This is a genomic window from Mycobacterium marinum (assembly GCF_003391395.1).
GTDB classification, from domain to species: domain Bacteria; phylum Actinomycetota; class Actinomycetes; order Mycobacteriales; family Mycobacteriaceae; genus Mycobacterium; species Mycobacterium marinum.
Genome location: NZ_CP024190.1, coordinates 5,234,129 through 5,249,754, shown reverse-complemented (window position 1 = coordinate 5,249,754; position 15,626 = coordinate 5,234,129). Strand labels below are relative to the sequence as shown.

8 protein-coding genes and 2 pseudogenes are annotated in these 15,626 nt (G+C 68.6%); all 10 read left to right on the top strand.

Going from position 1 to position 15,626, the window contains the following annotated elements:
* Positions 1-129: 129 nt before the first annotated feature.
* The gene (locus CCUG20998_RS21955) at positions 130-1,329 is read left to right on the top strand and encodes a YncE family protein (RefSeq protein ID WP_020729765.1); all 1,200 of its coding nucleotides are present in this window, start codon (positions 130-132) and stop codon (positions 1,327-1,329) included.
* Between the two features lie 121 nt (positions 1,330-1,450).
* Positions 1,451-3,082, top strand: coding sequence for a fatty acid--CoA ligase (locus tag CCUG20998_RS21950; RefSeq protein ID WP_020729766.1), 1,632 nt, complete (start codon positions 1,451-1,453; stop codon positions 3,080-3,082).
* 107 nt (positions 3,083-3,189) lie between these two features.
* Positions 3,190-4,248: an NAD(P)H-dependent amine dehydrogenase family protein gene (locus tag CCUG20998_RS21945; protein WP_020729767.1), complete on the top strand. Its 1,059-nt coding sequence runs from the start codon at positions 3,190-3,192 to the stop codon at positions 4,246-4,248.
* Between the two features lie 111 nt (positions 4,249-4,359).
* Positions 4,360-5,910, top strand: coding sequence for an arylsulfatase (locus tag CCUG20998_RS21940; protein WP_020729768.1), 1,551 nt, complete (start codon positions 4,360-4,362; stop codon positions 5,908-5,910).
* Positions 5,911-6,807 carry an HAD family hydrolase gene (locus tag CCUG20998_RS21935; RefSeq protein WP_020729769.1) on the top strand — a complete coding sequence of 299 codons (897 nt, stop codon included), beginning with the start codon at positions 5,911-5,913 and terminating at the stop codon, positions 6,805-6,807.
* Positions 6,800-7,681 (top strand): formylglycine-generating enzyme family protein, encoded by an 882-nt coding sequence (locus tag CCUG20998_RS21930; protein WP_020729770.1) that lies wholly within the window; start codon positions 6,800-6,802, stop codon positions 7,679-7,681. Before CCUG20998_RS21935 ends, CCUG20998_RS21930 begins: the two co-directional genes overlap by 8 nt.
* Positions 7,682-8,389: 708 nt before the next feature.
* Positions 8,390-11,509, top strand: coding sequence for a PE family protein (locus CCUG20998_RS29030; protein WP_116269146.1), 3,120 nt, complete (start codon positions 8,390-8,392; stop codon positions 11,507-11,509).
* 85 nt (positions 11,510-11,594) lie between these two features.
* Positions 11,595-11,927, top strand: a pseudogene (locus CCUG20998_RS21920) (class II glutamine amidotransferase); the annotation flags it as partial.
* Position 11,928: 1 nt separating this feature from the next.
* A pseudogene (locus CCUG20998_RS21915) lies at positions 11,929-12,507 on the top strand (SUMF1/EgtB/PvdO family nonheme iron enzyme); the annotation flags it as partial.
* 506 nt (positions 12,508-13,013) lie between these two features.
* Positions 13,014-15,527 (top strand): PE family protein, encoded by a 2,514-nt coding sequence (locus CCUG20998_RS21910; protein ID WP_116269145.1) that lies wholly within the window; start codon positions 13,014-13,016, stop codon positions 15,525-15,527.
* The last annotated feature ends 99 nt before the right edge of the window (positions 15,528-15,626 follow it).

The following is a 15,626-nucleotide window of genomic DNA, read 5'->3' as shown; positions in this document are numbered from 1 at the left end:
GCGAAAGCAGTCGATCAGCGCCTTTTTGGTGCTGAAATCCGGTTTGGATCGGGCGCCGAGGATCGCACAGGGTTGTCGCGATATACGGCGCTCGCATGGAGTTTTCAAAACAGCAAAGGCGGTGCCAGCGTGAGCGACGTGAACGGCCAGCAGACCGGCTGGAATGATCGCGATGGCGGGGATGTCCAGGTCTTCGAGTTGGGTACCGCACCCGATTTCCCGACCTCCGTCGAGATTGCGGTGGCCAACGGGCCCATCGGTGACATCGGCATCAGTCCCGACGGCAGTCGCCTGATGGTGACCAACTACGGCGACAACAGCGTGTCGGTGATCGACACCGACACCTGCCGGGTGGTGGAGACCATCACCGGCATCGATGAGGCTTTCGCGGTCACCACGGGCGGCCCAGCCGCCAACCGCGCCTACGTGAGCACCGTTTCGACTGCGTATGACGCCATTGCCGTGATCGATGTCGCCACCAACGCCGTCGTCTCCACCCACCCGCTGGCGCTCAGCGTCAGTGACCTGGCGGCCAGCTCGGATGGAAAGTACGTCTACGCCAGCCGCAACGGCGCTCGCGGTGCCGACATCGCTGTTCTTGACACCGCAACGGGCCGTGTCGATGTGGTCGACATCGCTACCAAGTCCGGCCTCACCACCGAATGTGTCCGCGTCAGCGCCGACGGCCAACGCGTTTACGTCGGAGCCAACGGACCGTCCGGCGGCCAGCTCATCGTCGTGGCAACCCACGCGGAGTCCGAACTCAATCCGGTCCGCGGCGGACGCGCGCGCTCGCGGGGCAGGAATGGCAAGGGCGTGGCCGGATCTGTCGTGCAGCAGTTCCCGCGCGATCTGCGCATCATCGACACGATTGAGATCGGCTCTTCGGTTCGGGATGTCGCGATCAGCCCCGACGGCACCACCGCCTACGTCGCCAGTTGCGGCGCCGACTTCGGCGCGGTGATCGACGTTGTCGACACCCGCACCCGCAAGATCACCGGCACCCGCAAGATCGAGGAGATCGGCGGTCTGATCACCCGGCTTTCCATCGGCGGCAACGGCGAGCGTGCCTACCTGGTGAGCGAGGACCGTGTCACCGTGCTCAGCGCGCGCTCGCAGGATGTCATCGGCACTGTGCGGGTCAACCAGCCGTCCGCCGCGATCGAAAGCCCGGGCGGCGACCGCCTGTACGTCGCTGACTATTCCGGAACGGTCACCATGACGTTGGTTGATCTGGGCGTGTCAGCCATCGACAACGCCCTGTGCCAGGGTTTGTCGGCCGATTGGGTCATGCCTGAGCTGCTGCAGTTCGAGGCGGCGCTGGCCTAACGGCCCCTGCTGGGCGCGGTTCTGCGGGGGAGCCCGTTTCTTATGGTGGCGCGCGGCGATAGCATTCGCCGGAGGCCGACACGAGGCGGTGCTGCGCCGGGACCCGTAAGGCGGTACATCGATGTACAGCACGATGCAGGATTTTCCTCTGACGATCACCGCGATCATGCGCCACGGCTGTGGCGTTCACGGGTCGCGACAGGTGATCACCGCGACAGGTGACGCCTATCGTCAGACCACCTATCGCGAAGTCGGACAGCGTGCCGCCCAACTGGCAAACGGGCTGCGCGGACTGGGCATTTCCGGTGACCAGCGGGTGGCCACGTTCATGTGGAACAACGCCGAACACCTGGTGGCCTACCTGGCGGTGCCGTCGATGGGGGCGGTGCTGCACACCCTCAATATCCGGCTGTTCGCCGAGCAGATCGCCTACGTCGCCAACGAGGCCGAAGACCAGGTGGTCCTGGTCGACCTGTCCTTGACCAACCTGCTGGCCCCGGTGCTGCCCAACCTCGGCACCGTGCACACGGTAATCGCGGTCGGGGAGGGAGACACCGCGGCGCTGGAAGAGTCGGGCAAGACCGTGCTGCGCTACGACGAGCTGCTCGACGGCCAATCGACCGAGTTCGATTGGCCGCACATCGACGAGAACTCCGCCGCCGCCATGTGTTACACCAGCGGTACCACCGGACACCCGAAAGGCGTTGTCTACAGCCATCGTTCAAGCTTTTTACACTCGATGGCGACCTGTACCGCAAACGGTATCGGCGTGGGATCCAACGATCGGGTGCTGCCGATCGTGCCGATGTTTCATGCCAACGCCTGGGGGCTGCCCTACGCCGCGCTGATGGCCGGCGCGGATCTGGTGCTACCCGACCGCCATCTCGACGCCAGGTCGCTAGTTCACATGGTGGAGAACCTGCGCCCCACCCGGGCCGGCGCGGTGCCGACCATCTGGAACGACGTCATGCACTACCTGGAGAAAAATCCCGGCCACGACGTGTCCTCGTTGGGGCTGGTGGCCTGCGGTGGCTCGGCGGTTCCGGAATCGCTGATGCGGACGTTCGAAGAAAAGTACGGCGTCCAAATCCGGCAGTTGTGGGGGATGACGGAAACGTCGCCGTTGGCCACCATGGCCTGGCCGCCGCCGGGAACCCCGCCGGACCGGCACTGGGCGATCCGGTCCACGCAGGGCCAGCCGGTGTGCGGCGTGGAAACCAGGATCGTCGACGACAACGGCGAGGCGCTGCCCAACGACGGCCAGGCCGTGGGCGAGGTAGAGGTCCGCGGCCCGTGGATCACCGGCGCCTACTACCTGGGCTATGACCAGTCCAAGTTCGATTCCGGCTGGCTGCGCACCGGCGATGTCGGGCGCATCGATGAGCTGGGCTTCATCACGTTGACCGACCGGGCCAAGGATGTCATCAAGTCCGGCGGGGAATGGATCTCCTCGGTGGAGTTGGAGAACTGTCTGATCGCTCATCCCGATGTGGTCGAGGCCGCGGTGGTGGGCGTCCCCGACGAGCGCTGGCAGGAGCGGCCGCTGGCCGTCGTGGTTCGCCGCGAGGGGGCCACGGTCAGCGCCGCGGAACTGCGAAAGTTCCTTGCGGACCGGGTGGTTCGATGGTGGCTGCCCGAACGGTGGGCATTTGCCGATCAGGTTCCGCGCACCAGTGTGGGTAAGTACGACAAGAAGACCATCAGGGCCGGTTATGCGGAGGGCGTCTACCAGGTCACCGAGGTACACAACTGAGCGCGAGCAGACACAGACTCGCATAGCCTCGGCGCCAAACGTGCGATTCTGTGTCTGCTCGCCAGAGGCAGCGAGCCAGCGCAACGAAGCGCCAGGAAGGTGGGGTCATGGGCCTGCGAGTCGTGCAGTGGGCAACCGGGTCGGTCGGTGTTGCCGCAATCAAAGGTGTTCTCGAGCATCCCGAACTCGAACTCGTCGGCTGCTGGGTGTACTCGGAGGCCAAGAGCGGCGTCGACGTCGGTGAGATCATCGGGACGCCGCCGTTGGGCGTGATCACGACCAACAGCGTCGACGAGATTCTCGCACTCGACGCCGACGCGGTGATCTATGCGCCGCTGATGCCCAGCGTCGATGAGGTTGCGGCTCTGCTGCATTCGGGCAAGAACGTGGTCACGCCGCTGGGCTGGTTCTACCCGACCGAAAAGGAAGCTGCCCCACTCGAAGTCGCTGCGCAGTCCGGCAACGCCACGCTGCACGGTGCCGGTATCGGCCCGGGCGCGGCCACCGAACTGTTCCCGCTGTTGCTGTCGGTGATGTCCACCGGCGTGACTTTCGTTCGCTCCGAGGAGTTTTCCGACCTACGCACCTACGGTGCGCCGGATGTGCTGCGCTATGTGATGGGTTTCGGGGGTACCCCGGACAGTGCGCTGACCGGGCCGATGCAAAAGCTGCTCGACGGCGGCTTCATGCAGTCGGTCCGGCTCTGCGTGGACCGCCTCGGCTTTGCCGCCGACCCGCAGATCCGCACCTCGCAAGAGGTGGCGGTGGCGACCGCGCCGATCGAATCGCCGATCGGAGTGATCGAGCCGGGCCAGGTGGCGGGGCGCCGCTTCCACTGGGAGGCCGTGGTTGGCGACACGGCGGTCGTCGAGATCACCGTGAACTGGCTGATGGGTGAGGAAAACCTAGACCCACCATGGTCTTTCGGCCCCGACGGGGAGCGCTACGAGATCGAGGTGCGCGGACATCCCGACGCCTTTGTCACCATCAAGGGATGGCAGCCCGACAGTGTGGCCGCGGGTTTGCAGAGCAACCCGGGAATCGTCGCCACGGCGGCGCACTGCGTCAACGCCGTCCCGGCGACCTGCGCGGCACCGGCGGGCATCCAGAGCTTCTTCGACTTGCCGCTGATCACCGGCCGGGCCGCACCCGAGCTGTCTAACTGATCGGTCGCCGCGGGGGCGCTCGCCGGCCGCGGGCACGACGGGCGAGCCGACCCGTGTCGACACGCCCGCGAGGGGTGCCATTGCGTCACGGATTTACGTAGGCTGCGATTCATGCCCAACGGAAAACCCAACATCCTTGTCATTTGGGGCGACGACATCGGCATCACCAATCTCAGCTGCTACAGCGACGGTTTGATGGGATATCGCACGCCGCACATCGATCGGATCGCCAACGAAGGCATGCGGTTCACCGACGCCTACGGTGAGCAGAGCTGCACCGCAGGGCGTGCGGCGTTTATCAGCGGGCAGAGCGTGTACCGCACGGGCATGAGCAAGGTCGGGATGCCGGGCTCCGACATCGGCTGGTCGGCCGAGGACCCGACCATCGCGGAATTGCTCAAACCCCTTGGCTACGCCACCGGGCAGTTCGGCAAGAATCACTTCGGCGACCGCAACAAGCACCTACCGACCGTGCACGGGTTCGACGAGTTCTTCGGAAACCTCTACCACCTCAATGCCGAGGAAGAACCAGAGCTGCCGGACTACCCGAAAAGCGATCGTTTTCCGGTGCTAGCCGAGCTGAACCGGCCGCGCGGCGTCCTCCGATGCTGGGCCACCGACGAGGTTTCCGATGAGCCCGACGACCCCAAGTATGGACCGGTCGGCAGGCAACGCATCGAAGACACCGGCCCGCTAACCAAGAAGCGGATGGAGACCATCGACGACGAAACCACCGGCGCTTGCTTGGATTTCATGAAGCGGCAGGTTGAGGCCGATACCCCGTTCTTCGTGTGGATGAATATGACCCACATGCATTTGCGCACTCACACCAAGCCGGAAAGCGTGGGCCAGGCAGGAGTGTGGCAGTCGCCCTACCACGACACCATGATCGACCACGACGGCCATGTTGGACGGATCCTGGACGCGGTGGACGAGCTGGGTATTGCCGAGGACACGATCGTCATCTACAGCACCGACAACGGTCCGCACGCCAACACCTGGCCCGACGGCGCAACCACCCCGTTCCGCAGTGAGAAGAACACCAACTGGGAAGGCGCCTTCCGCATTCCGGAGATGATTCGCTGGCCGGGCAAGATCTCCGCGGGCGTGGTCTCCAACGAGATCATCCAGCATCACGACTGGTTGCCCACCTTCTTGGCGGCCGCCGGCGAGCCCGACATCATCGAAAAGTTGAAGAAGGGCCACAAGATCAGCGTCAGGGGAGACGACAAGGAGTTCAAGGTCCACCTCGATGCCTTCAACCTGCTGCCGTATCTGACCGGTGAGGTCGAAGAGAGTCCGCGCCAGGGGTTCATCTACTTCTCCGACGACTGCGATGTGCTGGGTATCCGTTTCCACAACTGGAAGATCGTCTTCCAAGAACAGCGCTGCCAGGGGACGCTGCAGGTCTGGGCCGAACCATTCGTTCCGCTGCGGGTGCCCAAGATCTTCAATCTTCGCACCGATCCTTTTGAGCGGGCTGACATTACATCCAACACCTACTACGACTGGTTCCTCGACCACGATTTCATCGCCTTCTACGGCACCGCGATATGCACGCAGTTCCTCGAGACGTTCAAGGAGTTTCCGCCACGGCATCCACCGGCCAGCTTCACGATCGATCAGGCCGTGGAGAAGCTGCAGGCGATCGTAAAGGACTAGATGCTCGAGCATTGGAACGACGGCCCCACCAAGGCGGCGATCGTCGATTTTGTGGAGCGGGCCGTCGCTGAGGTGGAGCCCGAGGCGCGTATCGCGGTGTTCGACAACGACGGGACGCTGTGGTGTGAGAAGCCGATGTATATCCAGCTGGACTTCCTGGTCCGCCGGTTCGCCGAGCAGGTTGCGGCTGACCCGTCGTTGCGGCAGCGCCAGCCCTACAAAGCGGTGTACGAGGACGACCTGCGCTGGATCGGTGACGCCGTCACCAAGCACTATCAAGGTGATGATACGGACCTGAAACCTCTTGTTGGGGCAATACTTTCCGCGCATGAGGCGATTACTGTCGAGGAGCACGCCAGCCGGGTGCGGGCATTCTTCGCCGAGGCGACACACCCGACTCTGGGCCGTCCCTATCGGGAATGCGGGTACCTGCCGATGGTGGAGTTACTGCAATACCTGGCCGGCAACGGATTCACCAACTACATCGTCTCCGGAGGTGGCCGGGACTTCATGCGCCCGATCACCGGTGCGCTCTACGACATTCCGCCGGAGCGGGTGGTGGGCAGCTCGGTGGGGCTGATCTATCGCGACGGCAGCCTGTTCACCACCGCGCAGCCGGAATTCCTCGACGACGGTCCGATGAAACCGGTGCGGTTATGGAGTCGAATCGGGCGCCGTCCGATTTTCGCTGCCGGCAACTCCAACGGGGATATCGAAATGCTCGAATTTGCCGACACTCCTGGCGGATCCGCGCTGCGGCTGCTGGTTCGCCACGATGACGCGGAGCGCGAATTCGATTACACCGCAGGGGCGGAACGGGCGCTGGACCTGGCTGCGGGATCGGGCTGGACCGTGGCCAGCATCAAAGACGACTGGGTCACCGTCTTCAGTGACTGACGATCTGATCTGGGTCCCGCCACAAACCGCGACGTTGGGATCGGACGCGCACTACCCCGAGGAGGGCCCGACGCACGAGGCCAGCGTCGCGGGCTTTTGGATCCGGGCGCACCAGGTGACCAATGCCGAGTTCGCCGAATTCGTTGATGCCACAGACTATCTCACTGTCGCCGAGCGCCCGCTGGACCCGGCGGACTACCCGGGCGCGCCGCCGGAAAATCTGCAGCCAGGTTCGATGGTGTTCACTCGCACCACCGGGCCCGTCGACTTGCGTCACCTGAATCTCTGGTGGGCATGGACACCCGGCGCGTGCTGGCGGCATCCGGCCGGACCGCATTCGTCGATCGCCCGGCGCGCCGATCATCCGGTGGTACATGTGGCCTACGAGGATGCGGAAGCGTACGCGGTGTGGGCCGGGTTGACGCTGCCGACCGAGGCACAGTGGGAGGTCGCAGCGCGAGGCGGCCTTTCCGGCGCGACCTACACCTGGGGCGATGAACCGGAGGGGCCGGAACAGCGGTTGGCCAACTATTGGCATGGCGATTTTCCATGGCGCCCCGAACCCGGCTACGGCCGTACCATGCCGGTGGGCAGCTTTGGGCCCAATGGGTACGGCTTGTTCGATATGGCCGGCAACGTGTGGGAATGGACCGTCGACTTCTACGCCGATACGCGTATCGGTGACCCGCCCAGCGAAGCCGGCAGCTATGACCCGCAACAGCCCCAGTTTCGGGTGCCGCGCAAGGTCGTCAAGGGTGGGTCATTTCTGTGCGCCGACAGCTACTGCCTGCGCTATCGACCTGCCGCGCGGCGTCCGCAGCCGGTCGATACGGGCATGAGCCATATCGGCTTTCGATGTGTAGCACATGACTAACGTGGCGTTCCCGGTCGTATGGAGCCGATCGGGCGGTCAGGTCGGGCCGGGGTGCGGCCTCCCGGGTCGGGGGCAGCAACTTGAACCGGGCCTCGAATGATCGCGGATCCGGATATTGCGACGGCCCACAGACGTCGTTTCCGTAATGGCGGCTCCCAAGCCCTCAGCTCCGCACATGACGGTCATTTCAGCTTTAGCGGTGGAAATGATGGAATCCTAAATTTTCGTGGCGGTAACGACGGTAGCAACCTCGGCGGCCTTCTGCTTGGAGCTTGGGTACGGGGACCGCAACAGCAACGACTTTAGGTTGGCGCCTGGCCTGAAATGGCCGACGTAGTCGCGATGCGTCGATGCGCGGAGTATAGACGGATCATGTTGTCCCACTATAGCTACAGTTCAACACCGATGGCGGCCCAGATTTTTCATGGTGGTTACGTGATTGCGTCGCAGTGCTGTCTTGCAGCGATCCGTTGTGGGTCTCGATTGGCTCAAAAATTTATCGTAAAGTGAATTATTAATTAATCCGACACTGAATTTAGTTGGCTTGACGCCGCTGGTATTTTGTTGTGTAGTTGGCGAGCAATAATGCGATTAAATTCGTGGCGTTAAAGCGATTTGGGTTGCAATTTCTGCGGTTGCAGACCATTGCCCGCGCGCGGTACCGCGTGACCCAAGCTCGCAAACCTTGGGCCCGTAGGAGGTTCACCGATGTCATATGTGTTTGCCGCGCACGAGCTGATGGCGGCGGCCGCCGGGAACTTGAACGACATCGGAACGACGGTGCGGGCGGCCAACACGGCAGCGGCGGCCTCGACGACGGATCTGATGGCGGCGGCCGGTGACGAGGTCTCGTTGGCGATTGCGCGGGCTTTTGGTGCTTATGGCCGCGACTATCAGGCGATTGGCGTGCAGGCGGCCGAGTTTCATGGGCGGTTTGTGGAGACGTTGCGTGCGGGGGCGGGTGCCTATGGGGCTGCCGAGGCCGCCAGTGCGTCGTCTTTGCAGGACCTGGAGCGCGATCTGCTGGGCCTGATCAACGCGCCCACCATGGCAGTGCTGGGGCGACCGCTGATCGGTAATGGCGCCGATGGGGCGGCGGGGACCGGGGCGGCCGGCGGGGACGGCGGGATCTTGTTCGGTAGCGGCGGCAGCGGTGGGTCGGGTGCGCCCGGTGGCGCGGGCGGTGCCGGCGGTTCGGCGGGCCTGTTGGGTAACGGTGGTGGGGGTGGAACGGGCGGCGACGGGCTAGCCGGCGGGGCGGGCGGTCACGGCGGAGCCGGCGGTAGCGGCGGGTGGTTGTTCGGGGCAGGCGGGGCCGGCGGCGACGGCGGTTTCGGCGGGGCCGGTGGTGGCGCTGGAGGGATCGGCGGCAACGGGGGCAGCGCTACGGGTCTGTGGTCAGCGCCCGGCGCCGGTGGTGCCGGCGGCGACGGGGGTACGGGCGTGGGCTTTGACTCTGCCGGGGGTGACGGCGGAGCTGGTGGTGCGGGCGGCGTGAGCAACTCTTTGTTCGGTGGGACTGGCGGGGCGGGTGGCGCCGGCGGTGCGGGCGGAGCGGGTGAAACCGGCGCGGCCGGTGAGGTTGGTTTCGCCGGTGGTGTTGGCGGGGCGGGCGGTGCTGGGGGCGCTCATCAGTTCCTGTTCGGCGCGGGCGGGGCCGGTGGAGATGGCGGCGCTGGCGGCGCGGGTGGCGCTGGCGGCGAGGGTGCCAGCAGCACGGGTGGGGACGGTGGTGGGGGCGGTGATGGCGGTGCTGCGGGGGCTGGTGGCGCGGCGGGTTTTTTGGGCACGGCTGGCCAGGCGGGCGCCGGTGGTAACGGTGGGGGCGGAGGTAACGGTGGGGAAGGTGGCGTCGGTTCGACGGGTCCTGTGGGTGGTACCGGGGGCGTCGGCTATGCGGGAGGTGGGGGTGGCAGCGGCGGCGCCGGCGGCAGCAGCGGCGTCGGCGGCAGCAACGGCAACGGTGGTGACGGTGGTGCGGGAGGGCTAGGCGGGTCCGGCGGGATCGGTGGCGGGCCCTCATTCGATCCCGGCAGCAGCAGCTTCGGCGACGGCGGCGGTGGTGGCAACGGCGGCAACGGTGGCAACGGTGGCACCGGCGGGGCAGCGGGCACCGGAGGTAGCGGCGGGGTGGTGGGCAACGGCGGCGCGGCCGGTGACGGCGGCGTGGGCGGCGTCGGTGGTATCAGCGCTGGAGGGAGTAACTCTTTCCATGGGGGGACCGGTGGCAATGGCGGCACCGGTGGTACCGGCGGCAGCGCGGGCGGGTCAGGTGGCACCAATGGTGCCGGCGGTGACGGTGGCGTCGGCGGGGGCGGCGGAGCCGGTGGTGGCGGTGGCGGTGGGGCCCAGGGCGGCGGTGCCGGTGGCACTGGCGGCAATGGTGGGACCGGAGGGGCGGCGGGCCTCGTTGGCACCGGTGCAGCAGTGGGCAATGGCGGTGCCGGCGGCGTCGGCGGTACCGGCGGTGAGGGCCATGCTGGCGTCGGCGGCATCGGCGGAAATGGTGGTGGCGGTGGCACGGGAGGCAGCGCGGGTGGCGTGGGCGGCACCGCCGGCGCCGGCGGCGATGGCGGCGCCGGCGGGACAGGAGGAGCCGGGATCGATGGGACTGACTCCGCCACGCCCTCCGGCGGCAGTCAGGGCTTGGTCGGCGGTAAGGGCGGTCACGGCGGTGCCGGAGGTGCCGGCATCGGCGGTGTCGGCGGCGGCCAAGGCGGCAACGGTGGAACTGGCGGTACCGGCGGAGCAGGTGGGGCCGGCGGCCACAACGCCGGTGCGGGCGGCGACGGCGCTGACGGCGGGATCGGGGGAGCTGGCGGCGGTGGCGGCGCCGCCGGCACCGGAACCGACGGCGGCGCGGACGGCAGCAATGGGATCGGTGGTGTAGGCGGTCAAGGTGGTGCCGGCGGCGACGGCGCCGATGGCGACGCCGGAAGTTCGTCGCCATCGCCTACCACTGGTCAGTCGGGCGGTAACGGCGGCAACGGTGGTGCCGGCGGTTTCGGCGGCATTGGTGGCGACGGCATCGTCTTCGGCGGTGTCGGAGGCGGGGCCGGCGGTGCCGGTGGTGCCGGCGGTGACGCCGGCGCAGGCGGGGCGGGCGGCGACGCTGCCGATTTCGGGACCGGGGCTGTTGGCGCCCCCGGCGGCCACGGCGGCCACGGCGGTAGTGGCGGCGACGGCACCAACGGTGGTGCTGGCGGGACCGGTGGGGCTGGCGGTGCCGCAGGCGAGGGCGGGGCCGGTGGTGGGGCTGGTTTCTCTGGCAAAGGGGGTGACGGCGGCCAAGCCGGCACCGGGGGTGATGGCGGTAATGGCGGCACCGGCGGCAGCGGCGGCGGCACCGGCGGGATCGGTGGGGCCGGCGGCAGCGCCGGCGCAGGTGGGGCCGGCGGGAAAGCCGGTCCTGGCGGCACCGGCGGCACCGGTGCTCACGGCGGCGAAGCTGGCATCGGCGGCACCGGTGGTACGGGCGGCAGCGGGGCTGGCACTGGCGGTGTCGGCGGCCAGGGTGGTGCCGGTGGTCACGGCGGGAACGGCGGTGTGGGCGATTTCGGCGGCGGTGCCGCCGGTAACGGCAGCCTCGGTGGCGCGGGCGGCACGGGCGGCATAGGCGGAGACGGCGGTGGCAACGGCGGTGACGGCGGTGACGGCGGTGACGGCGGCGACGGCGGCGACGGCGGGGCGGTCCAGGGCAGCCGAGGGCTCGGTGGCGGCGGTGGCCAGGGTGGTTCCGGCGGCGTGGGCAGCCCCGGCGATCCGGCCGGCAACGCAGGTGGCTCCGGGGCCGGCGGCAAGGGTGGCAGCGCCGGTACGGTTGGCTGACGGCACGCCCTAGCTGTGCAAGGCCAGCGCATTCGACCGCACCGCTGGATCAAGGAGGCGGCGTCGCCACGGTGCCGTGAACGCCGTCTGGCCCGCAACCAACTTTCGAGCAACCCGCGAGCAACTCTCGCGCAACCGTCGTGACGGTGCGCCGGCACCAAGACGCGAATTCCACTTGCGCACTAAAAGGATTCGCGCGCGTTCAGAGCATCTGCGCGCGCGGCCGTCGGTGGTGTTCGCCAGTCAGCCGATGGACGACGACCCGCGCTGGCGCCTGCTGGACCCGGGGGAGTTGGTCCACGTCGACGCCGAGCTGCAGATCACTCGAAGCCTGGCGCTGCCCGACCCGCCCCGGTACCGGCTGCAACGCGCCGATTTGCGGCCAGACGTCGCGGCGGCGCTGTACCCGCCGGCATGAGTGGACGTGGACTCCCGGCGCGTCTTGGCGCCATCCCGCCGGCCCGCATTCGTCGATCGCCAAGCGAGCCGATCATCCGGTGGTGCACGTCGCCTACGAGGACGCGCACGCCTACACCGGATGGGCGGGGCTGGCGTTGCCCGGCGAGGGCGAATGGGAAGTCGCCGCTCGCGGCGGGCTGACCGGCGCGGCCTATACCTGGGGTGAGGAATCGGAGCGGCCGGGGCAGCGGTTGGCGAACTTCTGGCATGGCGACTTCCCGTGGCGACCCGAACCCGGCTACGGGCGCACCAGCCCGGTGGGCAGTTTCGAGCCCAATGGTTATGGCCTATTCGATATGGCCGGCAACGTCTGGGAGTGGACCGTGGGCTGGTACACCGACACACCTCGGCCCGGCCCGCCACCGAGGCGGCTCGTTCTTGTGTGCCGACAGCTATTGCCGTCGGTACCGGCCGGCCGCTCGCCGCCCACAACCGATCGATACAGGCATAGCCACATTGGAGTTCGCTGCATAGCCCGCGACCGACCCGCACCGTCTTTTTGGGAATGGCGACCAGACGCGGGTCGAAAATGGCAATAATCCGGCTCTTAAAGCGGAACTGGTGGCCTGCAAAGTGGCGGCAGGGAGAATGGCCTCCCCGGTTGACTCGGGCTGAAATTCGGGCCCAACGGCGACAACGCAACTCTGCCGCGTGCGGCGGGAGTGATCCGCTGCCGCCGAGGCGCAACGATGCTGGTGATCGGGTGAATCCAGTTGTCGCACTATAGATATGGTAACGCTACGGTGGCGGATTAGCGGGCTGGTTTCGCAACGCGATGGTGATGGGGTGCGCCTTGCGCTGCAGCGACCGACCGGGGTGAAAAATTCACCGAAAACTGAATTCCTAATTAATCTGAAAATGAATTCCGGGAGGCTTGACACTGCCTTTGAATTCCGGTGTAGTTGGCGGGAAAAGGCGCGATTTTAAATCGTCGCGTTCAGGCGTTTTGTGATTGCAATTGCCGTCGTTGCAGAGCATCGCCCGCACGGCACCTGTCGCACCACAGGACCCATGTCGCAGGCATGGGCCGTTTGGAGGTTCACCGATGTCGTACGTATTTGCCGCGCACGAGTTGATGGCGGCGGCCGCCGGGGAGTTGAACGACATCGGGGCGCTGGTCGGGTCGGCCAACACCGCGGCGGCGGCCTCGACAACCGATCTGATGGCGGCAGCGGGAGATGAGGTGTCGCTGGCCATCGCGCGGGTTTTCGGTGCTTACGGCCGCGACTACCAGGCGTTCGGCGTGCAGGCGGCGGAATTTCACGAGCGGTTTGTCCAGGCATTGCGTGCGGGAGCGGGCGCCTACGGCGCCGCCGAGGCCGCCGGTGCGTCATCGTTGCAGTCCTTGGAAACAGATCTGCTGGGTCTGATCAACGCGCCCACCATGGCGTTGTTCGGGCGGGCACTGATCGGCAACGGCGCCAACGGCGCGGCGGGGACCGGGGCGGCCGGCGGGGCCGGCGGGATCCTGATCGGCAACGGCGGCAATGGTGGGTCGGGTGCGGTCGGCGGTACGGGCGGGGCCGGGGGTTCGGCGGGGCTGTTCGGTAACGGTGGTGCCGGTGGAGCCGGTGGTGCGGGGGCGGCCGGTGGCGTGGGCGGCAACGGCGGGGCCGGTGGTAGCGGCGGGTGGTTGTTTGGTGCGGGCGGGGTGGGCGGCGCCGGTGGTGTCGGTGGTGCCGGTGGGGGCGCTGGGGGGATCGGCGGCAACGGTGGCAGCTCAACGGGCTGGTGGTTTGGGCCCGGGGCCGGTGGTGCGGGCGGCGAGGGTGGCACCGGCGTCAGTTTCGGCACGGACGGGGGCGCTGGCGGAGCCGGCGGTGTCGGCGGGGCCAACAACTCCTTGTTCGGTGGGGTCGGTGGAAGGGGTGGCGCCGGCGGGGGCGGCGGCACCGGTGACACCGGCGCCGCCGGTGAGATGGGTTTCACCGGCGGTGTTGGTGGGGTCGGCGGTGCCGGTGGAGCTCATCACTTCCTGCTCGGCGCGGGCGGAGCCGGTGGGGATGGCGGCACCGGCGGGGCCGGTGGTGTCGGCGGCGCGGGTGCGAATAGCGCTGGTGGGGACGGCGGTCTGGGTGGTGACGGGGGCGCTTCGGGGGCTGGTGGTGCGGCCGGTTTGCTGGGCACGGCCGGTCACGCGGGGGCCGGTGGTGGCGGTGGCGTCGGGGGTAGCGGTGGGGTCGGGGACGTCGATTCGACGGGCAGCGGCGTCGGCTACGGCGGCGGCGACGGAGGTACCGGCGGCATCGGCGGCGGCGCCGGCGGGGTAGGTGGCTCCGCTGGAGCGGGCGGTGCCGGCGGTGTGGGCGGTGCCGGTGGTGCTGGCACCGCTGGCACCGACTCGGCTACCCCCACCGACGGTGGCAAGGGTGGCGATGGCGGCGGCGGCGGCCAGGGCGGCGCCGGCGGTGCTGGTATCGGCGGTGTGGGCGGCGGCCAAGGCGGCAACGGTGGCACTGGCGGTGTCGGGGGAGTGGGCGGGGCGGGCGGGCAGAACACCGGCACCGGCGGCGACGGCGCCGACGGGGGGGCGGGGGGCACCGGCGGACACGCGGGCGCTGCTGGCGCCGGAACCGACGGCGGCGCGGCGGGCGGCAACGGACTTGGTGGTGCGGGCGGACAAGGCGGCGCCGGTGGTGACGGCAACGTCGGCAGTATCGGCAAGGTGGGCAGCCCCACCGAACCGGCCATCGCGGCCCAGCAGGGTGGCACCGGCGGCGACGGCGGCGCCGGCGGCAACGGTGGCGATGGCTTCCTCGGTGTCGGCGGGGGTGCCGGTGGCACCGGCGGAGCCGGTGGTGGCGGCGGAACGGGCGGTGCCGGTGCTGACGATGGGGATTCCGGCACCGGGGGTGTCGGCGCCCAAGGCGGCAGCGGCGGCAAGGGCGGTGTCGGCGGAGTCGGTGGTGACGGCGGCGGCGTCGGCGGTACCGGGGGAGCTGGTGGTGCCGCCGGCACGGGCGGGGCCGGCGGCAATGTTGGCGACGGTGGTGCGGCGGGTGGCGGCGGCAAGGGCGGCATCGGCGGCGAAGGCGGCGGTGGCGGCGAAGGCGGGAGTGACGGGGGTCGCGGCGGCGTCGGCGGAGCCGGCGGCGCAGCCGGTACGGGCGGGGCCGGTGGCGCGTCTGGCCCGGGCGGCACCGGCGGCGGCGGTGGGCACGGCGGCAGCGCCGGCACCGGTGGCCAGGGCGGCACCGGAGGCAGCGGCGGGGGTACCGGCGGCGTCGGCGGCCAGGGCGGTGCCGGTGGTGACGGTGGGCACGGCGGTGAAGGCGGCTTCTTCGGCACCGGCGGCGGCAACGGCGGCAACGGCAGCACCGGGGGAACTGGCGGTGTCGGTGGCACCGGCGGCGACGGCGGCGGCGACGGTGGCGACGGTGGCACCGGTGGTGACGGCGGCAACGGTGGGGAAGGCGCCGGGGACGGCGGATCCAACGGGGGCGGTGGCGGCGGCGGCCAGGGCGGTGGCGGCGGCGCCCCCAGCGCCTCCGGCGGCAGCCCAGGTGAGCACGGGGCGGAAGGCAAGGCCGGCGGCTCCGGCGCCAGCAGCGCGCTGTAGCCGGGCAAGGACAGCGGCGCCGCGGGATCGGCGGTGCAGCGCCGCCCTGCGTAGAGTCGGAAGTTCATCGATCACGTCACGGCCGACCCGACGCAGCGA

What these genes read in the sequence shown, in the direction of transcription:
- CCUG20998_RS21950 (WP_020729766.1), top strand. Translation starts at nt 1,451, where the DNA reads ATGTACAGCACGATGCAGGATTTTCCTCTGACGATCACCGCGATCATG.
- CCUG20998_RS21945 (WP_020729767.1), top strand. Translation starts at nt 3,190, where the DNA reads ATGGGCCTGCGAGTCGTGCAGTGGGCAACCGGGTCGGTCGGTGTTGCC.
- CCUG20998_RS21940 (WP_020729768.1), top strand. Translation starts at nt 4,360, where the DNA reads ATGCCCAACGGAAAACCCAACATCCTTGTCATTTGGGGCGACGACATC.
- CCUG20998_RS21935 (WP_020729769.1), top strand. Translation starts at nt 5,911, where the DNA reads ATGCTCGAGCATTGGAACGACGGCCCCACCAAGGCGGCGATCGTCGAT.
- CCUG20998_RS29030 (WP_116269146.1), top strand. Translation starts at nt 8,390, where the DNA reads ATGTCATATGTGTTTGCCGCGCACGAGCTGATGGCGGCGGCCGCCGGG.
- CCUG20998_RS21910 (WP_116269145.1), top strand. Translation starts at nt 13,014, where the DNA reads ATGTCGTACGTATTTGCCGCGCACGAGTTGATGGCGGCGGCCGCCGGG.